At 67.3% G+C, this 20,643-nt stretch carries 17 protein-coding genes and 1 pseudogene; 6 read left to right on the top strand and 12 right to left on the bottom strand.

The window, feature by feature from the left end; all coding sequences use genetic code 11:
- Nucleotides 1-15 precede the first annotated feature (15 nt).
- Complete coding sequence (locus G0D83_RS16120) at nucleotides 16-1,536, bottom strand: aldehyde dehydrogenase family protein (RefSeq protein WP_164195800.1); 1,521 nt, start codon at nucleotides 1,534-1,536, stop codon at nucleotides 16-18.
- A 94-nt stretch (nucleotides 1,537-1,630) separates the two neighbouring features.
- Here G0D83_RS16120 and G0D83_RS16125 point away from each other — a divergent pair, with 94 nt between their 5' ends.
- The gene (locus G0D83_RS16125; protein ID WP_203595613.1) at nucleotides 1,631-2,590 is read left to right on the top strand and encodes a LysR family transcriptional regulator; all 960 of its coding nucleotides are present in this window, start codon (nucleotides 1,631-1,633) and stop codon (nucleotides 2,588-2,590) included.
- Between the two features lie 390 nt (nucleotides 2,591-2,980).
- Here G0D83_RS16125 and murJ read toward each other — a convergent pair whose 3' ends face one another.
- The 6 genes from murJ to G0D83_RS16155 all read right to left on the bottom strand — a co-directional run bounded on the left by murJ (nucleotide 2,981) and on the right by G0D83_RS16155 (nucleotide 8,996).
- A complete protein-coding gene (gene murJ / locus G0D83_RS16130; RefSeq protein WP_164195802.1) occupies nucleotides 2,981-4,504 on the bottom strand; it encodes a murein biosynthesis integral membrane protein MurJ in 1,524 nt (507 codons plus the stop codon).
- Nucleotides 4,505-4,608: 104 nt separating this feature from the next.
- Nucleotides 4,609-5,388 carry a sulfate/molybdate ABC transporter ATP-binding protein gene (locus G0D83_RS16135; RefSeq protein WP_164195804.1) on the bottom strand — a complete coding sequence of 260 codons (780 nt, stop codon included), beginning with the start codon at nucleotides 5,386-5,388 and terminating at the stop codon, nucleotides 4,609-4,611.
- A gap of 12 nt (nucleotides 5,389-5,400) precedes the next feature.
- Nucleotides 5,401-6,273 (bottom strand): sulfate ABC transporter permease subunit CysW, encoded by an 873-nt coding sequence (cysW, locus tag G0D83_RS16140; RefSeq protein ID WP_164195807.1) that lies wholly within the window; start codon nucleotides 6,271-6,273, stop codon nucleotides 5,401-5,403.
- Nucleotides 6,266-7,102 carry a sulfate ABC transporter permease subunit CysT gene (gene cysT, locus G0D83_RS16145; protein WP_164195809.1) on the bottom strand — a complete coding sequence of 279 codons (837 nt, stop codon included), beginning with the start codon at nucleotides 7,100-7,102 and terminating at the stop codon, nucleotides 6,266-6,268. Before cysT ends, cysW begins: the two co-directional genes overlap by 8 nt.
- Complete coding sequence (locus G0D83_RS16150; RefSeq protein WP_164195811.1) at nucleotides 7,099-8,121, bottom strand: sulfate ABC transporter substrate-binding protein; 1,023 nt, start codon at nucleotides 8,119-8,121, stop codon at nucleotides 7,099-7,101. Before G0D83_RS16150 ends, cysT begins: the two co-directional genes overlap by 4 nt.
- Before the next feature lie 422 nt (nucleotides 8,122-8,543).
- On the bottom strand, nucleotides 8,544-8,996 hold the full coding sequence (locus G0D83_RS16155; protein ID WP_108970357.1) for an Rrf2 family transcriptional regulator: 453 nt from the start codon (nucleotides 8,994-8,996) through the stop codon (nucleotides 8,544-8,546).
- 127 nt (nucleotides 8,997-9,123) lie between these two features.
- Between G0D83_RS16155 and G0D83_RS16160 the strand changes: the two genes are divergently transcribed.
- A complete protein-coding gene (locus G0D83_RS16160; protein ID WP_164195814.1) occupies nucleotides 9,124-9,594 on the top strand; it encodes an Lrp/AsnC family transcriptional regulator in 471 nt (156 codons plus the stop codon).
- Nucleotides 9,595-9,629: 35 nt separating this feature from the next.
- Here G0D83_RS16160 and G0D83_RS16165 read toward each other — a convergent pair.
- Nucleotides 9,630-9,809 (bottom strand): annotated as a pseudogene (locus tag G0D83_RS16165) (CBS domain-containing protein); the annotation flags it as partial.
- A gap of 77 nt (nucleotides 9,810-9,886) precedes the next feature.
- On the opposite strand from G0D83_RS16165, the gene G0D83_RS16170 reads away from it, so the two are divergent.
- Both G0D83_RS16170 and G0D83_RS16175 read left to right on the top strand, forming a co-directional pair.
- Complete coding sequence (locus G0D83_RS16170) at nucleotides 9,887-10,210, top strand: hypothetical protein (RefSeq protein WP_164195816.1); 324 nt, start codon at nucleotides 9,887-9,889, stop codon at nucleotides 10,208-10,210.
- Between the two features lie 208 nt (nucleotides 10,211-10,418).
- Nucleotides 10,419-10,658: a hypothetical protein gene (locus G0D83_RS16175; RefSeq protein ID WP_164195818.1), complete on the top strand. Its 240-nt coding sequence runs from the start codon at nucleotides 10,419-10,421 to the stop codon at nucleotides 10,656-10,658.
- A 98-nt stretch (nucleotides 10,659-10,756) separates the two neighbouring features.
- On the opposite strand, the gene G0D83_RS16180 is transcribed toward G0D83_RS16175, so the two are convergent.
- A complete protein-coding gene (locus G0D83_RS16180; protein ID WP_164195820.1) occupies nucleotides 10,757-13,885 on the bottom strand; it encodes an efflux RND transporter permease subunit in 3,129 nt (1,042 codons plus the stop codon).
- Nucleotides 13,882-15,060 carry an efflux RND transporter periplasmic adaptor subunit gene (locus G0D83_RS16185; RefSeq protein WP_164195822.1) on the bottom strand — a complete coding sequence of 393 codons (1,179 nt, stop codon included), beginning with the start codon at nucleotides 15,058-15,060 and terminating at the stop codon, nucleotides 13,882-13,884. Before G0D83_RS16185 ends, G0D83_RS16180 begins: the two co-directional genes overlap by 4 nt.
- Before the next feature lie 107 nt (nucleotides 15,061-15,167).
- Between G0D83_RS16185 and G0D83_RS16190 the strand changes: the two genes are divergently transcribed.
- Nucleotides 15,168-15,866 carry a TetR/AcrR family transcriptional regulator gene (locus tag G0D83_RS16190; protein ID WP_164195825.1) on the top strand — a complete coding sequence of 233 codons (699 nt, stop codon included), beginning with the start codon at nucleotides 15,168-15,170 and terminating at the stop codon, nucleotides 15,864-15,866.
- Nucleotides 15,867-15,889: 23 nt separating this feature from the next.
- Here G0D83_RS16190 and fdhD read toward each other — a convergent pair whose 3' ends face one another.
- Nucleotides 15,890-16,696, bottom strand: coding sequence for a formate dehydrogenase accessory sulfurtransferase FdhD (gene fdhD, locus G0D83_RS16195; RefSeq protein WP_164195827.1), 807 nt, complete (start codon nucleotides 16,694-16,696; stop codon nucleotides 15,890-15,892).
- Nucleotides 16,693-18,996 (bottom strand): FdhF/YdeP family oxidoreductase, encoded by a 2,304-nt coding sequence (locus G0D83_RS16200; RefSeq protein WP_164195829.1) that lies wholly within the window; start codon nucleotides 18,994-18,996, stop codon nucleotides 16,693-16,695. Before G0D83_RS16200 ends, fdhD begins: the two co-directional genes overlap by 4 nt.
- Nucleotides 18,997-19,248: 252 nt before the next feature.
- Between G0D83_RS16200 and G0D83_RS16205 the strand changes: the two genes are divergently transcribed.
- A complete protein-coding gene (locus tag G0D83_RS16205) occupies nucleotides 19,249-20,643 on the top strand; it encodes a cytochrome ubiquinol oxidase subunit I (RefSeq protein WP_164195832.1) in 1,395 nt (464 codons plus the stop codon).

Genomic DNA, 20,643 nt, shown 5'->3' on the forward strand with positions numbered 1-20,643 from the left:
CCCGGCGCCCCCCGATCAGCCGATGTCGAAGACGACGCCCTGCGCCAGTGGCAGCTCCGAGGAGTAGTTGATCGTGTTGGTCGCCCGCCGCATGTAGGCGCGCCAGGCATCCGAGCCACTCTCGCGCCCGCCACCGGTTTCCTTTTCGCCGCCGAAGGCCCCGCCGATCTCGGCGCCCGAGGTGCCGATGTTGACGTTGGCGATGCCGCAGTCCGAGCCGCGGGCCGAGAGGAAGGTCTCCATCTCGCGCAGGTCGGTGGTAAAGATCGACGAGCTGAGCCCGCCGCCGACGTCGTTGTGATGCTCCAGCGCCTCGTCGAGATCGCTGTATTTCATCACATAGAGGATCGGCGCGAAGGTCTCGCGCAGCACCGGGCCGGCCTGCTCGGGCATCTCGACCAGCGCGGGTTTCACGTAGTAGGCGGCCGCGCCTTCGACCGGCGCGCGCGCTCCGCCGTGCACGGTGCCACCAAGTTCCGCCGCTTCCTGCAGGGCGGTCTGCATGCTCTCGAAAGCGGCCTTGTCGATCAGCGGCCCGACCAGCGCGCCGCTGTCCAGCGGGTTGCCGACGGTAACGCTGGCGTAGGCTTTGCGCAGCGCGGGGACGAGCTGGTCGTAGATGCTGTCGTGCACGAAGAGCCGGCGCATGGTGGTGCACCGTTGTCCCGCCGTACCCATGGCGCCGAAGGCGATGGCGCGCAGGGCCATGTCCATGTCGGCCGAGGGGCAGACGATCCCCGCGTTGTTGCCGCCAAGCTCGAGGATGCACTTGCCGAAGCGGGCCGCCACTTTTGGCCCGACGACGCGGCCCATGCGGGTTGAGCCGGTGGCCGAGATCAGCGCCACCTTCGGGCTGTCCACCAGCGCCTCGCCCAGCTCCGGCCCGCCGATCAACACCTGGCTCAGCCCCTCGGGCGCGTCGCCGAAGCGGGCAAGGGCACGCTCCAGTACCGCCTGGCAGGCGAGCGCGGTCAGCGGGGTCTTCTCGGACGGTTTCCAGAGTACCGGGTCGCCGCAGACCAGCGCCAGCGCGGCGTTCCAGCACCAGGGCGCGCAGGGGAAATTGAAGGCGGTGATGATGCCGACCACGCCGAGCGGGTGCCAGGTCTCCATCATGCGGTGGCCGGGGCGTTCGGTGGCGATGGTCAGGCCGTAGAGCTGGCGAGAGAGGCCGACAGCGAAGTCGCAGATGTCGATCATTTCCTGCACTTCGCCCAGCCCCTCGGAAGGCGACTTGCCCGCCTCGATCGAGACCATGCGGCCGAGCGCTTCCTTGGATTTGCGCAGTTCCTCGGCGTAGAGCCGCACGAGCTCCCCGCGGCGCGGGGCGGGCACGAGGCGCCAGGCCCGGAAGGCCTGTGCGGCGATGTTGATCGCCCTGGCCGCGTCTTCCGCGCTGTGGGTTGCGACCGTGGCGACGACGTCGCCAGTCACCGGGGAGACAACCTGCAAGCCGCCGTCCACGTCAAGCGCGGCGGCGACGCCGCAGCTTTCGAGCGTTTCGGCGGTGAGGGTGGGCAGGGGTTTGCTCAGCATGGGGGCCTCCGGGAGCGATGGGTCGGCGTAAGGTTAGCAAGCGGACAGCCGATGCGCATAACGCCAAGTCGGGCTGACCCCATGCGGGTTTGGCATGGTGATCGCCGCTGCTGCGGCCTATCGTGACCGCCGCATCAACCCGAGGACCGACGTGCCCCTGCAACGACGCCTGCTTCCCGACATGAAGGTGCTGCAGACCTTCGAGCTTGCCGCCCGGCACGGCAATTTCACCCGCGCGGGCGAGGCGCTTTCCCTGACCCAAAGCGCGGTCAGCCGGCACGTGCGGGACCTCGAGGCGCAGATCGGCAAGCCGCTGTTCGACCGTCTGCGGGGGCGGGTGGTGCTGACCCAGGCCGGGGCGGAGCTGTTGCCCGAGGTGCTGCGCCTGCTGCGCATGGCCGAGAGCACCATGCGCCATGCCACCGCCGGGGCGCAAGGCCAGAGCCTCTTGGCGCTGAACGCGCCGCCAACCTTCGCCACGCGCTGGCTCATGCCGCGGCTGCCTGATTTCCTGGCGCGGCACCCGGGGCTGCGGGTGGATGTGAGCACGAATCCTGGCGTCTTCGACCTTGGCAGCCGGCAATGCGATCTCGCGCTGCACTTCGGTCAGCCGCTCTGGCCGGGCGGGCAATGCACCTACCTGTGCAGCGAGATCGTGGTGCCCGTCGCCGGAGGTGCGCTGCGGGACCTTCGGATCGGACGGGCGGGGGAGCTGCTGGCGCAGCCCAAGCTGCATGTCACCAGCCGCGCGACCATGTGGGCGGAGTGGTTTGCCAGCTTGGGGCTGGACGGGGCCGATCCGCAAGGCGGCCACTGGTTCGACGAATTCGCGCTCAGCATCGAGGCGGTCAAGGCCGGGCTCGGCATCGCGCTACTGCCCCGTTACCTGATCGAGGCGGAGCTGGAGCGCGGCGAGCTGACCATCGTGCTGGACGCGCCGCTGAGCACCGAGCAGGCTTGGTACATCGTCGCGCCGGAAGGGCGGGGCGACAAGGCTGCGGCCTTCGCGGACTGGCTTCAGGGACAGGTTTCCTTCCGCCCGCTGGTCGGGTGACGGGCTTTCATTAAACGTTTGTAAACAGCCGGCTCCCGGAGTTGCCTCATGCGGGCCAGAGCCATGCGCCGGATGCAAGGCGGGTCTTCTTTTTCGGCAGTGGTGCTGCGGCGCAGCAAATGGCATCAATAGCTCATCGGCACCACGCAGTGCCGAGGAATTTTCTAGAGGCTCTCCTCCTCCTCCCTGAGCCTCGGAAATCGGCGACGACCCTTCTCCTCCTCCCTTGGGTCGTCGCCACCCTTCCTCTCCTCCCGGACTACTCGTCCCCATGCAGCTATGCCCGACGCCGTGTGCGCGCTCCGTGACGCGCGACAGATCGGTCTCGGTCGTCGCGATGCCATGCGCGCCTGGCGTCATAGCCCGTCTCGGTTCGTGCTCGTGATCGGTTCAAAGTTCCGAGCCGCTGCCGCGCAATCCGCCCAGCATCCAATACGTCCCGAGATAGCTGCCTGCGCCGACCAGAATAACGGCCCCGAGAGCAATGTATCGAAGGCCGTCCGCCTCGAGCGCGCCGCTGAAACCTCCGCAAGCTCCCGCCACCGTGGCGGCCATGACAGCCGTGGCGATGCCGATCCGCGGCAGTCGCTGCCGCAACCGCTGATCAACCCGCGTGGCGGCGCCTAAGCTGCGGGTGCCCCGCCAAAGCTGCAGCGCCATGACCCAGCCCGCGACCGTCGTACCAAGCGCCGCGGCCGAAAATCCCATGACCGGCGCGAGGCCAAGCGCCAGCGCGGCGTTCACTGCCATCGACCATAGCGCAAAGCGGAACGGGCTGCGGGTGTCCTCTCGCGCGAAGTAGAGAGGCTGAAGCACCTTTTGCAGCACGAAGGCCGGCAGGCCCGCGCCGTAGATCGCCAACGCCAGTGCGGTCGGGCCGACGTCGGATTCAAGGAACGCCCCGCGGCGGAACAGCACCGAGATCAGCGGCTCGGCGATGACAACCAGCGCCACCGCGGCGGGCAGCGTCAGAACCAGGGCAAGCTCGGCCGCGCGGTTGAAGGCATGGCGGGCGCCGGCGATGTCGCCAGACTTGTGGCGGCGGGTGATCTCGGGCAGCAGCACGATGCCGATCGCGATCCCGACGACTCCCAATGGCAGTTGATAGAGCCGGTCGGCGTTGGTCAGCCAGGCGATGCCATGCTCGAAGTAAGAGCCGACCTGCCGCCCAACCAGCAGGTTCACCTGCACGACGCCCCCCGCCAGCACCGCCGGGGCGGCGACCACGAGCAGCCTGCGCATGTCGGGACTCAGCCGCGGGCGGCGCAGACGCAGCGCGAAGCCCATGCGCCGGGCTGCCCACCAGACAATTGCCAGCTGCGCCAGTCCCGACAACGGGGTCGACCAGGCCATCGCGAGGCCCATGTCCCAGCCGCGCCGGTCCGCCAGCAGCATCGCGGTGATCAGGACGAGGTTCATCACCACGGGTGCAGCGGCGGCGGTGGCGAAGCGGCCTCCCGCATTCAGAAGGCCCGAAAGCAGCGCGGTGAGCGAGATGAACAGGATGTAGGGAAAGCAGATGCGCCCGTAGACCACCGCCAGATCGAACCTCTCGTCGCCGAGAAAGCCGCTGGCCTGCAGCGCCACCAGCCACGGCATCGCCAGATGCGCCAGCAGCGAGACCGCAAACACCACGGCAAAGAGACCAGAAAAGGCCTCTTCGGCAAATCCGCGCGGGTTGTCGCGGGCCTCGAGGCGCCGCGCGAACATCGGCACGAAGGCGGTGTTGAACGCTCCCTCGGCAAAGAAACGGCGAAACATGTTGGGCAGGCTGAAAGCGACGAGATAGGCTTGCGCCACCGGCCCGGTCCCGAGGTAGGCGGCGATCATCAGGTCACGCAGGAAGCCGACAAGACGGCTGGCGAGCGTCCAACTGCCGACCGATAGGATGCCTCGGAGGAGCGGGCTTCTCATCGAGCGGGCATTGCGGGTCGGGGGCCAGATACGGGATCAGGCATGGGACCTCATGGGTGTCGTCTCCTGCGCGCGGGCCCGCGGCCCGCGGTGTCGGTCCTGTGCTATCGCGGCACAGTGGCGCTGTCGAGCACCGCGGTGGCGCGTGTCGGTGTGACGCCGGCCGGCGGCTCGATGAAGCTCCGGACGAACTCGGTGGCCGGCTGGTTGCGGATCTCGGCGGGGGCTCCGACCTGTTCGATCCGGCCCATCGACATGACCGCGACCCGGTCGGCGAGGGTCAGGGCTTCTTCCTGGTCATGGGTGACGAAAACGGTGGTAAGCCCCGTTGCATCGTGGATCTCGCGCAACCCGGCGCGCAGCTCGCGGCGCACCCTGGCGTCGAGCGCTCCGAAGGGCTCGTCGAGCAGCAGCATGCGCGGCTCGGGTGCCAGCGCACGCGCCAGCGCGACCCGCTGGCGCTGGCCGCCCGACAGCTGGCTGGGATAACGCCCGGCGATCTGCGGCAGTTGGATCAGCTCGAGCAGCCGCGCGACGCGGCGGGCGATCTCGGCACTGCCGGGGCGGGCGCGGCGCGGCCGGGCGCGCAGACCGTAGGCGATGTTTTCGAACACTGTCATGTGGCGAAAGAGCGCGTAGCTCTGGAACACGAAGCCGGTGCGCCGCTGCTGCACCGGGGTGCCAGTGGCGTCCACGCCGTCAAGCAGCACCCGCCCGGCGCTTGGCTGTTCCAGCCCGGCCAGGATGCGCAGCAGCGTGGTCTTGCCCGAGCCTGACGGGCCAAGCAGCGAGACCATCGCGCCCGAGGGAATGGCGAGCGACACCGGGTGCAGCGCGGTCATCGTGCCGAAACTCTTGGAAATCTCTTCGATGTCGATGTGCATGGAAGTCTCCGATCAGTGACGGCGGGTGGCGGCCAGCTGGTCCGCGTGGCGCCATTCAAGCAGGGATTTCAGGGCGAGCGTGAGCAGTGCGAGCGCTGCAAGCAGCGCCGCCATCGAGAAGGCGGCGACCGAGAGATACTCGTTGTAGAGCATCTCGATCATGATCGGCATGGTGGTGGTCTGGCCACGGATCTTGCCCGAGATCACCGCCACCGCGCCGAACTCTCCCATGGCGCGCGCATTGCACAGCAGAACGCCGTAGAGCAGCGCCCAGCGGACGTTGGGCAGGGTCACGGTGCGGAACATGTGCCAGCCCGAGGCGCCGAGCGTCAGCGCTGCTTCTTCCTCGGCGCGGCCCTGTTCGGTCATCACCGGGATAAGCTCGCGCGCAACGAAGGGAAAGGTGATGAAAAGCGTCGCCAGCAGCAGGCCCGGGAAGGCGAAAACGATCCTGAGGTCATGCGCCTGCAGCCAAGTGCCGAGCCAGCCGTGCGATCCGTAAAGCAGCACGAGGGCCAGCCCCGCCACCACCGGCGAGACGGAGAAGGGCAGATCGATGAGGGTGATCAGAACGGCCTTGCCACGGAAGTCGAACTTGGCGATGGCCCAGGCGGCGGCGAGGCCGATCGCCGCGTTGAGCGGCACCGAGACGGCGGCGACCATGAGGGTGAGGCGGATCGCCGAGAGCGCGTCGGGCTCGGTGAGTGCGGCGCCGGCGGCGCCAAACCCGTCCCGCAGGGCCTCGGCGAAAACCACCGCAAGCGGCGCGATCAGCAGCACCAGGGTCAGGCCGAGCACGCCCAGCGTGAGCAGGGCGCGGACGGTCGGGCCCTCGGTGGTCGCGCGGAGGGGCTGGGGCCTGTCAAGCGCGGCGGGGTCAGACATGGCCGATCCTCCTGCGGGTCCAGACCTGTGTGGCGTTGATGAAGAGCAGCATCGCGAAGGAGATGCCGAGCATGGCGAGGCCGATGGCCGCAGCCGCGTCGTAGTTGTATTCCTCGAGCCGGATGACGATCAGCAACGGCGCGATCTCGGTCTGTCCTGGCAGGTTGCCGGCGATGAAGATGACCGAACCGAACTCGCCCACCGAGCGGGCCAGCGCCAGCGCAAAGCCGGTCATCAGCGAGGGCGTCAGCACCGGCAGGACGACTTTGCGCAGCGTGCGCAGCCTCGAGGCGCCGAGCGTGGCCGAGGCTTCCTCCCATTCCGAGTCGATCTCGTCGATCACCGGCTGCACGGTGCGCACCACGAAGGGCAGCCCGACGAAGACCAGCGCCAGCCAGATGCCCGCCTCGGTGTAGGCGACGCTGATCCCCAGTGGCGCCAGCGCCTGTCCAAACACGCCGTTCGGCGCGTAGAGCGTGGTCAGCGCGATCCCGGCCACCGCCGTCGGCAGGGCAAAGGGCAAGTCCACCGCCGCATCGATCAGCCGCCGCCCCGGAAAGCGATAGCGGGTCAGCACCCAGGCCAGCGCCAGCCCGAAGACCAGGTTGAACAGCGAGGCGACCAGCGCCGCACGAAACGACAGCAGGAGCGCCGCGCGCACCCGTGCCGGGGCGAGGTGACCGGCGATCTCCGCCGGGCCCATGAGCAGGCCCTGACCCAGAAGCGCCGCCAGCGGCAGCAGAACCACGCCGGTCAGGGCGGCAAGCAGGATCCCCATGCCCAGGCCAAAGCCGGGCAGGGGCGAGGCGACGCGCAGCACCGGGCTCACTCCGCGGAGATCTGGTCGAAGATGCCGCCGTCGCCGAAGAAGCGCGGCTGCGCCTCGGTCCAGCCGCCGAAATCGGCGATCGTGACGAGCTCGAGGTCGGGGAAGCGGTCGATCTCGTCATCCGCGGCCAGCGAGCTGTCCCAGGCGCGGTAGAAGTTTGCGAGCGCCAGCGCCTGCGCCTCGGGGCTGTAGAGATACTCGAGATAGGCCTGCGCCACCTCGCGCTGCGCGTCATCCTTGATATTGCCAGGCACAAGCGCCACCGGCGGCTCGGCGAGTATCGAAACAGAGGGCACGACGATCTCGAAGGCCTCCGCGCCAAGCTCGTCGAGCGCGAGAAACGCCTCGTTCTCCCAGGCCAGCAGCACGTCACCGACGCCGCGTCGGGTGAACGTGGTGGTCGCCCCGCGCGCGCCGCTGTCGAGGACCGGCACGTGTTTGAAAAGCTCTGTCACGTAGTCCCGCGCGCTGTCCTCGCTACCGCCGGACTGGGTCAGCGCCCAGCCCCAGGCGGCGAGGAAATTCCAGCGTGCCCCGCCCGAGGTCTTGGGGTTGGGGGTGACCACCTGCACGTCGTCGCGGATCAGGTCGTCCCAGTCGGCGATGCCCTTGGGATTGCCCTGGCGGACAAGGAAGACGATGGTCGAGGTATAGGGCGCGGAATTATGCGGCAGGCTTGCCTGCCAGTCCTTGGGCAGCACCCCCGAACGCTCGGCGATTGCGTCGATGTCCGAGGCGAGCGCGAGTGTCATCACCTGCGCGTCGAGCCCGTCGATCACCGCACGCGCCTGCGCGCCTGATCCGCCGTGGCTTTGTTCGATGGTGACGGGTTCGTGTCCCTGCGCCTGCCACCAGTCGGCGAATAGCGCGTTGTAGGCGCGGTAGAATTCGCGCGTGGGGTCGTAGGAGACGTTGAGCAGCCGGGTCTCGGCGGCGGCGAGACTGGGGCTCATGACCGCGCCGCTGGCCAGCACGGCGGCGAGCAGGGACGCGTGGGTGCGAAGAAAGGCGAGGCTCATGTCGGGTCTCTCTCACAAGGGGAATGTCAGACCGGCACTTGGCCGGGACGGGTCACGCGGACACGCCATTGCGTGGGGCAGCGGCCTTGCATCCTCTCGCGGGCGGCCCACTTCGGGGGCGCCGGCACGCATGGTCAGCGCGCGGCTGCCGACCTGAAGCGGCAGTCGGGACTCGCGGGTCACGAGGTGCGTCACATGCACCCGCCGCGCAGGACTGGAGTGAAGGGACGTCGGCATTCGGGTCCTCCTTTCGGACGGGCGGGATCGCCCGACGATGAGCTGGGCAGCTTGCCCAATAACCTAAATATCCATCGTGTTAGTCGTATTTGCGAGAGAAGAGGTTCGGCGTCTTGCATCGCTGTGAGAGAACTTTATTCTCTGGCGATCGGTTGCCGCGACAATCCGCTTTCCTGCGCCGCCTCCTATGGCGTGCCGGTGCCGAAGGTTTTCCCTGCCATTACAGGATCTTTCAGCAGATCCTGAAGGGTCAGCGACTCGATCAGCAGTAGGTAGCTGTAGAACACCTCGCCGAAGACCCGGCGCAGCTGGCAGCTCTGCTCGTCGTCGCAATCCTCGCAGCGCTGATAGGCGCGGCGAGAGAGGCAGGGCAGGGGCGCGATGGGCCCGTCGATCTGTTGCAGCAACTCGCCAAGCGAGACTTTTGCGGGCTCGCGGATCAGGAAGTACCCTCCGGCGCGGCCCCGCTTGGCCCCGAGGTATCCGGATTTCCGCAGATCGAGCAGGATGTGCTCGAGAAAGCGCTTCGGCGCTCCCGACCGTTGTGCGACTTCCTCAATGGTCAGCGCCGTGCCCGGTTCGAGCGCCCCGAGGGCCATGAGGGACTTGAGAGCGTATTTGGTCTTCTGCGTGATCATGCGCTCAGTAAAACACCAAATTCACGGCAGGAGAAGTCGTCTTTGCTTTAATCACGACAATGACGGTAGACATATTGTTAAAATGCGACATGCTGATCCGGTAAACCGACTCGCAGGAGGGATCCGGATGGGACTCGACCGCATCGACCGCAAGATCGTCGCAACGCTGATGGGGGACGCGACGGTTCCGCTCGCCCGGCTGGCGGACATGGTGGGGTTGTCACAGACCCCCTGTTGGAAGCGCGTGCGCAAACTGGAGCAGACCGGTGTGATCCGGGGACGCGTGGCTTTGGTGGATCCCGAGCGTCTTGGGCTCGGTCTCACCGTCTTCGTCAGCATTTCGGCACCGGAGCAGAGCGCGGAGTGGCAAAAACTGTTCGAAAGTGTCGTGGTCGGTTTGCCGGAGGTCATGGAGGTCTATCAACTTGCCGGGAGTCACGATTACGTCCTGCGCATCGTGGTTCGCGACATGTCCGGCTTCGAGCGTCTGCGGCGGCAGATCACCGAAGCAGTTCCGGTGCGCGAGATTTCCGCCAACTTCGCGCTGCGGCGGTTGAAGACCCAGACTGTACTGCCGATCGACACCATCACTGCGTAGGCCACCTTGCCGGCTACCCGACTTCAACGGCGATCTCAGCACAAATTCAGCGCCTCGCGTGCCAGCGCGGCGATGAGGTCGGTGCGCGTGACGATGCCGACAATGCGTTCGCTCTCCAGCACCGGGATGGCATCGACATCCCCATCCGCCATCATCGGGAGCAGCGCGGAGGTGACCGGCAAAGAGGCGCCCACACGGGATCGGGGGCGGACACGAGTTCGCCAGCCCCCCTTGAGACGGGCTCCTTCGTGCCGCAAGCTGATCGCGACTGCCCCGAAAGGAGGACCCCCCGATGGTCGAGTACACCCGGACGTTCGCGATGGTTGCCACGGTTATTGCCCTCGGCGCTTGTGCTCAGGGCCCGCAGATTCAACCACTGACCAAGGGCTTCGTCGAGGGCAGTTTTTCCGCGAGCGATGCGGCCGTGGGGGCATGCAAGGCCAAGCTGGCGGCAGAAACCTCGGGCAGGCTGAAGGTCGTGGGATCGCAATCCTCGGGCGCAAGAAGCTCGGTCTACATGCGGATCGGTCCAAGCGGCGCCCCGTGGCGATGCCGGGTGGGCTCGGATGGGAGCAATCCGACCGTCGGATTCATGGGGTATGGCGGGATGGCCTAACGTCAGCGCGCGACAAAATTCTGTTTCCTAGGTCAGGCTGAGAACTGGCGCACCCAAAGTCGGATCGAGGCGATGTCGACGAAGCCGAAGAGACGTTCCGCTGTCGATCATGTGCAGGGCATCCGGCGCGCTAGCTATGGGTTTAGGAAGGCACCGAAATTCCGACATTTTGCCGAGCTTGCCGCCAACGATGTCGAGCCCGAAAAGCATGGCTGTCAAACGGAAGACCTACGGCGCCGAGTTGAAGGCGAAGGTGCCGCTTGAGGCCGTTCATGCTGAGCGGGCATGCGCCGAGCTGGCGGCAAACCGTGGCGCGCATCAAAGCCTGATCAACACACGGACGCGACAGTCTCCCGCGGGCCTGTCCTGCCCCCTGTCGGGCGGGGCCGAGGGGAGGGCGGCCGAGAAGGAGGTCGAGATCGAGACACAGCCCCCCAAGACCGGTTAGCTCGGGGTGGAGGAGGATTTTTCTGGCCAAGGCCTCCGGACGGCGGGCGTGTCCCGGAGGAGAGAACTGATCGTGCCAGGGCACCCTGTCGCTTGGCGTCACTCCGCAGGCTGCGCAGCCTGCGTGCCCAAGGCGCGCCTACCCGGTTTCTCTCGCAGCATGAGCATCGCAGGGGTCACCACGAGGGTGAGCACCGTGGCAATCACCAGCCCGCCGGCGATCGCGCTCGACAGTTCCGTCCAATACTGAGTCGAGGGCGCGCCGAAGACGATCTCGCGGTCGATGAAGTTGATGTTCATCCCCAGCACCATCGGCATCAGGCCGAGCGCCGTGGTGACCGAGGTGAGCACCACCGGGCGCAGGCGTTGCGCGCCGGTCCGCAGCGCGGCTTCGAGCGGCGAGAGCCCGGCCCTGCGCAGGTCATTGTAGGCATCGATCAGCACGATGTTGTTGTTCACCACGATGCCTGCCAGCGCGATCACCCCGACGCCGCCCATGACGATGCCGAAGGGGCGCCCGGTGACGACCAGCCCCAGCAGCACGCCGCCGATCGAGAAGACGATGGCGCTCATCACCACGGCGGACTGGTAGATGCTGTTGAACTGCACCACGAGGATCAGGAACATCAGCACGATGGCGGCAACGAAGGCGAGCGCAAGGAAGATCATCGATTCCTGCTGATCCTCGGCTTCGCCGGCGAAGTCGTAACTGGCGCTCTCGGGTAGATCCGCCCTGTCGAGCTCGGCGCGCAGGGCGGTGACCTGATCGTTGACCAAAAGCCCGGGCGCGACGTTCGCCTCGATGGTGGTGACGCGCTTTTCGTCGATCCGGCGGATGACGCCGACGCGCTCGACTGGCTCGAAGGTCACGAAGTTCGAGATCGGCACGAGACCCGCCGAGGTCGGCACACGCAGGTTCGTCAGTTCCGACAGCGAGCGGGAGTCGTTGGGGAAGCGCACGCGCACGTCGAGCTCGCCGTCGGCGTCCGGCGGCCGGTAGTCGGTCACGGTGATGCCCTGGGTGAGCAGCTGCACCGCCTGGCCGAGCAGGCTGACGTCGGCCCCGAAGCGCGCCGCCTCGGCGCGGTCGACGTTGATCGCCACCTCGACCCCGGGCAGAGGGCGGGTGTCGGTGACGTCTGTGAAGCCGCCGACACGTTCCATCGCGGCCAGGACGGCATCCACCGAGGCGCTCTGTTCCGAGGCGTCGCTCGCCGAGACCCTGAGGTTCACCGGCTTGCCGCTCGAGGGTCCGCCGCTTTCTGTCTCGACCTGCACGTCGATGCCGGCAATATCGGCGATCTTGTCACGGATTTCGGCGCCGATCTCGTCGGCGGTCCGGCGCTCCTGCCAGTCCACGAGGTCAAGCTGAAGCGTGCCGATCACGTCCTCCTCGCCGCCTCCGGCGCTCATGGTCGAGCGAGCGTAGACGCTCTCGATGCCCTCGGTGCCGACAAGCCGGTCTTCGACCTTGCGCACCAGATCGTCGCGCTCGTAGATCGACAGGTTGTCACGGGCGCGCACCTGCACCTGCATGAACTCGGGCTCGACCGACGGGAAGAACGAGATGCCGCGCCCGAACTGGCCGTAAAGCGCGAAGCCGCCAAGCAGCAGCGCCAGCGCCAGGACGATGGTCGTCCAGGGGCGCAGGATGGCGCGTTCGAGCAGTCGCACATAAGCCCCGATGAGCCCACCGATCTGCCGCGGGTCGCCGCGTTCGGCGGCGTGCAGCGCCGCCTTGGCGCGCGCGGTCTGCGGCTGGTTGCGGCCGATCATGCCGCCGAGGACCGGAATGAAGATCAGCGCCATGAAGAGCGAGGCCCCGAGGGTCAGGATGACCGTGATCGGCAGGTACTTCATGAACTGCCCGATGAGGCCGGTCCAGAACAGCAGCGGGAAGAACACCGAAAGGGTGGTGGCGGTCGAGGCGATGATCGGCCAGGCCATGCGTTTGGCGGCATGGGCGTAGGCGGCCTTGGGGCTGTCGCCCTCCTGCAGGCGGCGATCGGCCAGTTCGACCGTGACGATGGCGCCGTCGACCAGCATGCCCACCACGAGGATCAGCGCGAAGAGCACGACGATGTTCATCGTGTAGCCCATCGCCCAGATGATCGCGACACCGGCAAGAAAGGCGCCGGGGATCGACAGGCCAACGAGGATCGCCGAGCGGAAACCGAGCGCAAAGACGATGACGATCATCACCAGCATGATGGCGGCCATGACGTTGGCCTCGAGGTCCGAAAGCAGCGTCTTCACCTGCTCGGACTGATCCTGAAGGTAGGTCACGCGCAGGCTATCCGGCCAGTCGGCGCTCATCTCGTCGATGACCTCTTTGCTGGCCGCAACCGTGTCGATGATGTTGGCCCCCGAGCGCTTGGTGACCTCGAGTGCGAGCGAGGGCTGGCCGTCGATGCGCGCATAGCCGGTGGGGTCCTCGAAGGTGCGGCGCACCGTGGCGACATCGCCGAAGGTGACGACGGTGGTGCCGTCGACCTTGACCGGCATGTCCATCACATCCTCGAGATCCTCGATAAGGCCGGGCACCTTCAGCACGATGCGCCCGCCGCCGGTCTCGATGGCGCCCGCCGCGATCAGCTGGTTGTTGCGCTGAAGCTGGCTGGTCAGGCTCTCGAAGCTGAGGTTGTAGGTCTGAAAGACCGTGGGATCGATCAGCACCTCGAGGAATTCCTCGCGCGCGCCGCCGATGTCCACCTCGAGCACGCCAGGCAGCGCCTCGAGCTTGTCCTGCACCGCCTCGGCGATGTCGTTCAGCGTCCGCTCGGGCAGGGGGCCGGACAGCACGGCGGTGATGATCGGGAAGAGCGCGGTGTTGATCTCGGTGACGTTGAGCGTGGTCGCATCCTCGGGCAGGTCGCTCTGCACCGTGTCGGCGGCCTCACGTACCTTGTCGAGCGCCTCGTCGATGTCGCCGCCGGCGGCGAATTCGAGCTGCACGCTGGCAAAGCCCTCGGTGGCCTCGGCCGACATCTTCTCGAGCCCCTCGATGGCGCCGAACTCGGCCTCCATAGGCTCGATGAGCAGCCGCTCCGCGTCCGAGGGGCTGATACCGTCGAGCGTCGTGCTGACGTAGACGAGCGGCAGGGGAACCTCGGGGTTCGCCTCCTTGGGGATCGAGACATAGGCCACGGCGCCGAAGGCGAGGATCATCCCCAGCAGGATCATCACCGCGCGGCCGCGGGAGAAGGCGGCGTCGATCAGGCTGTTCATTGGGTGTCCTCGGCGAGGTCGAGCGGCAGGGCGGCAGTGGCGGCGGAGCCTTGCCCTGTGCTTTCCTCCCGCTCGGCGCGGACGTCCTCGCCGTCGCGCACGAAGCCCTGTCCAAGGGTGATGAGCGTCGCTTCGTCGTCGAGCCCGGTGACCCAGACGCTGTCGATCTCCGTCTTCACGATCTGGACCGGATGGAAAACGACGCGCCCGTCCTCGACGGTCTTCAGCCCGATCTGACCGGCCTCGTCGAGCGAGATGATCGATGGAACGACGCGATGCGCCTTGGCCTCGCCGGTGGGGATGGTGACCTGCGCCGAGATGCCCGCGGGCACCTCGCCGCCGGGGTTGGCGACCTCGATCTCTGTCAGGAACGTGCGGGTCTCGGCGGCCGCGGCGGCACCGACGAAGCTGACGCGCCCCTCGCGGGTCTGGCCGGTGATGAAACTGACCTCGGCGCTCTGTCCCTCGCGGATCCGGCTCAAGGCCTGCTGCGGCACCTGGATGGCAACGGTGAGCGGGTCGTTGTCCACGATGCGCGAGATGGTGGCACCGGCCTGCACGTATTCGCCCTCGCTGGCAGGCAGCGCCTCGATGCGCCCCGCGAAGGGGGCTTCGACGACGAGATTGCCGATGGCCTCCTCGGCGCTTGCCACGTCGGCCTCGGCGACGGCCAGCGCGGCGCGGGCGTCGGACAGCCGGTCGTTGGTGGCGACGCCGCGCTCGAAAAGCTGCGCGGCATTGTCGAATTCCCGCCGGGCATTGGTGCGCTGTTCCTTGGCCTGGGCCAGCGCGGCCTCGGCGCGGGTCGAGTCGAGGCGGGCGAGGATGTCTCCCGGATCCACTCGGTCGCCCTTGGAGAAGGGCACCTCGATCACCGTGCCCGCGGTCTCGGCGATCACCTCGGTGTCACGATCGGGCAGCGCCTGACCCTCGGCGCGGTAGCTCAGCGTGACCGGCTCCGCCTGCGAGGGGCGGACCCTCACCGAGGGTGGCAGCGGCTCCTTGGCGACGGCCTCGTTCTTTGGCTCGGCACCGGGGAAGAGGAAGCCGCTGCCCATCCAGGCGACGAGAGCCCCCACCAGTGCGATGGCGATCCAGAGCGGCCGCGAGGAGCCGCGGTCGGTTTCGAACTGCAGCGCCGGTCCTTGGGGCGCGGCGTCGGGGCGGTCGGTCATGCTGGTGCACCTTCGCTCATGAGGGCGTGATCGGAACTCGGTCTGCGCGCCTTTACATACCGACCGTCGGTCTGTAATCAAGGGCGCAGATGACGGAGAACGTAATCGTGACCGCCAAACGTTCCAGAATGACCGCAGGGGACCGCCGCACGGCGATCCTGGATGTCGCGGCCGAGCTACTGTCCACCCACCCGTGGGAAGAGGTGACCGTGGCCCTTCTTCTCGAGGGGGCAGGGATCTCCAAGGGCGGCTTCTACCACCACTTCACCTCGAAGGAGGACGTCCTCGAGGCGCTTTTGCTGCGGTTCACCGACGCGTGCACCGCAGCAGGCCAGGCGGTCCACGAGCGGAGCCCGGGCGGCGCGGTCGCGCGCTTCACCGCCTATCTCGGGGGCACGACCCGCTGGGAACTCGACCATGCCGAAAAGATCGTGGCGGTGATCCGTATCGCGATGATGGCCGGGAACGAGTCGATCTTTCTCAAGCTCGAAGAGGAAACCCGGCAGCGGGCCACGCCGCTATTGCGACGGCTCGTCGCCGAGGGCGTCCGGGAAAGGGCCTTCGACGTGATCGACATCGACATGACCGTGAGCTTGCTGCAGCACGCGTGGCGGATGCGCTGGGTGGTCCTCGGGCAGGCGCGCCAGCTCTGCGCAGCGGGCGACTTCGCCGGGGGACGGGCGATGCTCGAGGACCGGCTGAGCCTCGAGGAGCGGATGACCAACCGGCTGCTCGGGTGCGCCGCGGAGACGCCGGTGCGCATGCCCGCTGCCGAGGAATTCAAGGGGTTCTTGACGTCCCTCTGACCCCTCGGCCTGCCCCACGTGCCTCACCGAAGGGTAGGACGTGCGGGGGGGCTGGTCCATCCCGCCAGCCTCCTCGCGCCGCTAAGACAGCACGGCGCCCGCCCTGTGCCGCGGGCGACGAGCGTCAGGCCGGCGTCCAGCGCGATGCGCAGCGCGTAGTCGGTTGCGGCGCTGGGGGCGACCAGAGCCGTTGCGCCGAGCGCGATGGTCTTCTGCACCATCTCCGTCGACACGCGCGACGAGATGATCACCGCGCCTTCCGCAGGGTTCTGGTCGGCCTGGCACAGCGCGCCGGCCAGCTTGTCGAGCGCGTTGTGCCGTCCCACGTCTTCGCGGGCCATCACGATGCCGCGGCCTGGCACCAGAAAGCCCGCCGCATGGCAGGCGCGCGTGCGATCGTGCAAGGGCTGGTGCGCGCGGAGCCGTTCAGGCGCCGCGGCGAGCTCGTCCGGGTCGAAACAGGGGCCATCGGGCAAGCTCGGCAGGTCGCGCGCCACCTTGGCAAGGCTGTCTATGCCGCAGAGCCCGCAGCCCACTGGCCCGACCATGGCGCGCTGGCGCTTCAACACGCGACGGGACGCCTCTGGCGCCAGCCACATGCGCGCCTCGAAGCCATTCGGGTGGTGCAGGATTTCGAGCTCGCGCAGCTCTCCACGGTGCTGGAGGATACCCTCGGTCAACATGAACCCGAGCGCGAAGTCCTCCAGATCGTCGGGGGTCGCCATCATCACCGCGAGCGTGCTGCCGTCGCAGGTCAGCGCCACGGGGGCTTCCCCGATCTGCGGCGGCAGCGCAGGCCCCTCGCCGGTCAGGCTCTGGTGCAGGCTCACGCGACGATCCTCACGGGTGTGCCCTTGTAGGCGGGGGTCTGGGAATTTTTCTCGTGGTAGGTCAGCGGCACCAGCGGGTTGAGTTCGGGATAATAGCCCGCGATGCAGCCATCGGGAAGGTCGTAGGGGGTGATCCTGAAGTCCTCGACCCGCCGGGCCACGCCATCGTCGACGGCGGTGACCAGCGCCACCTTCTGCCCCTCGGAAAGGCCGAGCCGCTCCATCTCGCGCCGGTTGATCATGACGATCTCGCGCCCGCCGCTCAGCCCGCGCAGCCGGTCGGAAAAGCCGTAAATCGTGGTGTTGAACTGGTCGTTCGACCGCAGGGTGATCAGCGTCATCACCTCTGTCCCCGTCGGCGCCTCGCCAAGCGCCGAGAGCGTCGTGGGCTCGGTGAACCCGGCCTTGCCGCTTTCGGTGTGCCAGATGCGATCGCGGGCGGGATTTCCACGGTAGAAGCCGCCGGGCTGCATCAACCGCTCGTTGAAGTCGGCGAAGTCGTCAGGGAAGGTCTGGGCGATCAGGTCGCGCACCAGATCGTAGTTTTCAGTCCATCCCTCCCAGTCCAGCTTCGGGTTCTCGGGCAGCGTCGCCTTGGCCATGCCCGCCACGATGGCGAGCTCGGAGCGCACCGTCTCCGACGGTGGCTCGGCCCCGCCGAGCGAGCCGTAGATATGCGAGAAGGTATCCTCCATCGAGACGGCCTGCGGGCCGGTCGCCTGCACGTCGCGATCGGTGCGGCCAAGGCAGGGGAGGATGTAGCTGACCTGGCCCGGCACAAGGTGAGAGCGGTTGAGCTTGGTGGCCACATGCACGGTCAGGCGCAGGCGCGGCCAGGCGGCCTCCATGCGCGCCCGATCAGGCAGGGCGCGGATCAGGTTGCCGCCGAGCGAGATCATCGCCTCGACGCGGCCGTCGAGGATGCCCTCGCAGGCGTGGACGGCGTTCATTCCCTCGCGGGTCGGTGCTTCGATCCCGAAGAGTGCGCGCAGCTTGTCTGCTGGCATATGCGCCGATTTCTCGCCGATGCCGACGGTGCGCTGACCCTGAACGTTGGAATGGCCGCGCACCGGCGAGATGCCGGCGCCCAACTTGCCGATATTGCCGCGCATGAGGAGCAGGTTGCACAGCATCCCCAGGTTAAGCCAGCCGTTGACATGCTGCGTCATGCCCATTCCGTAGATGCCTATTGCGGTCTTGGCCGAGAGATACACCTCCGCCGCCTCGCGGATCATCGCTTCGGTCAGCCCTGAGTGCCGCTCGATCTCAGCCCAACTGGCGGCCCGTACGGCCTGCTGCGTCTCCGGGAAGCCGCCTGTATGTTCCGTGATGAATCCGTGATCCAGCACGGTGCCGGGCGCGGCGTCCTCGGCCTCGAGCACGCATTTCATCAGACCGGCGATCACCGCGATGTCTCCGCCCGGGCGCAACTGGTAATAAAGCTCGGAGATCCGCGTCGGTGTGCCGACGGTCATCTGCGCCGGGCTCTGCGGGTCGGCGAATTCGATCAGCCCGCGCTCGCGTACCGGGTTGAAGGTGACAATACGGCAGCCGCGCTTCACCGCATCCTTCAGCACGTGCAGGAAGCGCGGGCTGTTGGTGCCGGTGTTCTGGCCGAAGAAGAAGATCGTGTCGCAATGCTCGAAATCCTCGAGCGTGCAGGTGCCGACCGGTGTGCCGATGAAGGTCTTGAGGTTCACGCTGGTGGTCTCGTGGCACATGTTCGAGCTTTGCGGCAGGTTCTGGTGCCCCATGGCGCGGGCGAAAAGCGCGTAGAGATAGGAGGCCTCGAGCCCCGCGTGGCCGGAGGCATAGAAAACTGCCTTTTCGGGGGCCATACCACGCAGCTCGCGACCGATCTCGGCAAACGCCTCCTCCCAGCGGACCGGCAAATAGCGGTCCTGCGCCGGATCGTAGCGCAGCGGCTCGGTCAGGCGGCCGGACTTTTCCAGATCATGGTCGTGCCAGCCGCGCAACTCGGTGAGGGTGTGCTGTGAGAAGAACTCGGCCCCGGCGCGGTTGCGGTCAAGCTCCCAGAGGGTCGCCTTTGCCCCGTTTTCGCAAAATTCAAAGGTGCTTGGCTTTGCCGGCTTGGCCCAGGCGCAGGAGGAGCACATCACCCCGCCCGGCTTATTGAGCTTGGCCAGTACCTTCGTCGCCACGGTGGGGACACCGGTTTCGCCAGCTATCCGGGCGACACCCTTCAGTGAGCCCCAACCGCCGGCCGGGTGACTGTCGAAGGGCGTGTCCGGATCCTGGGTGTCGGCCCGGTGGCCGGCAGAGGAATTTCTTTCGTCCATGACATCGCTCCTTTGCTCCGTGGGGGCTTCGGGACAACCGGGGCGTCGGGGGGATTGTTCCGCCGGTGCCGGTTCCGTGAAGCCTCCGGGTGATCCGCAGCGGCTGCCGTGCCGTAGTCTCCATCAATGGGGCAGACCGACCACGGAGCGATCCGGCCGGACCGGCCGATTGCCCGAAGATCGTCCGGCTGTTTGCCGGATGCGCGGGCGGGGCTAGCTCTACCTAAAGCCACACCTTCGACGGAATTTGCCATGACCGCAGAAGTTCTCGCCCGGCTCCAGTTCGCCTTTACGGTGTCGTTCCACATCATCTTCCCGGCCTTCTCGATCGGGCTGGCGAGCTATCTCGCGGTGCTCAACGGCGCCTGGCTGTGGACGCGGGACGGGCGGTATCTGTCTCTGTTCAACTTCTGGAAGAAGATCTTCGCCGTCGCCTTCGGCATGGGCGTGGTGTCGGGCATCGTCATGTCCTACCAGTTCGGCACCAACTGGTCGGTGTTTTCCGACAAGGCCGGCCCGGTGATCGGGCCGTTGATGGCCTACGAGGTGCTGACCGCCTTCTTCCTCGAGGCGGGCTTTTTGGGGATTATGCTCTTCGGCCGTAGCCGGGTGGGGGACGGGCTGCACATGCTGGCGACCGGCATGGTGGCGCTGGGGACGCTGATCTCGGCCACTTGGATCCTCGCGGTGAACAGCTGGATGCACACGCCGGCCGGCTTCTCGATCGCCGAGAACGGCCAGTTCGTGCCCGAGGACTGGTGGCAGATCGTCTTCAACCCCTCCTTTCCCTACAGGTTGGTGCACATGGTGCTGGCGGCCTATCTGACCACCGCGCTCGTGGTCGGCGGCGCCTCGGCCTACCAGCTTCTTAAGACGCCCGGCCACACGGTGTCGAAACGGAGCCTGTCGATGGCGATGTGGATGCTGGTGCTCGTGGCGCCGCTGCAGATCTTCGCCGGCGACCAGCACGGGCTCAACACGCTCGAACATCAGCCTGCGAAGATCGCCGCGATGGAGGGCCACTTCGAGCGCCACGAGGGTGGCGTGCCGCTGGTGCTCTTTGCCATCCCGGACCAACAGAACCAGAAGCTGGACTATGCGCTCGAGGTGCCGCACCTGGGCTCGCTCATCCTGACACACAGCTGGGACGGGCAGATCCCGGCCCTCTCGGAATTCCCGGTCGAGGATCAGCCGCCGGTTTGGATCGTGTTCTGGTCGTTCCGGGTGATGGTGGCGCTCGGCTTTGCCATGCTCGGGCTGGCGCTCTGGGGGCTCTGGGCGCGCTGGCGAGGCCGGCTCTATAGCGATCCCTGGTTGCTGCGCGCCTGCGTGGCGCTCGGTCCGGCGGGTTTTGTGGCGGTGCTGGCGGGATGGATCACCACCGAGGTCGGCCGCCAACCCTGGACGGTCTACGGCCTGCTGCGCACCTCCGAGAGTCATTCGCCGTTGGACCTGCCGGCTCTGACCACCTCGCTGATCGGCTTCGTCACCGTCTATTTCTTCGTCTTCGGAGCGGGCACCTTTTACCTGCTGCGGATGATGCGCAAGGCGCCCGATACGCCGCGGCTCGGCCTGCGCGACGGGCCGATCCGGACGGCGGGGATCATGCCAGGCCCTGCAGTGACCCCCGGCGAGAGGAGCGACTGA

It is taken from the genome of Salipiger sp. PrR003 (genome assembly GCF_010500785.1).
GTDB classification, from domain to species: domain Bacteria; phylum Pseudomonadota; class Alphaproteobacteria; order Rhodobacterales; family Rhodobacteraceae; genus Salipiger; species Salipiger pacificus_A.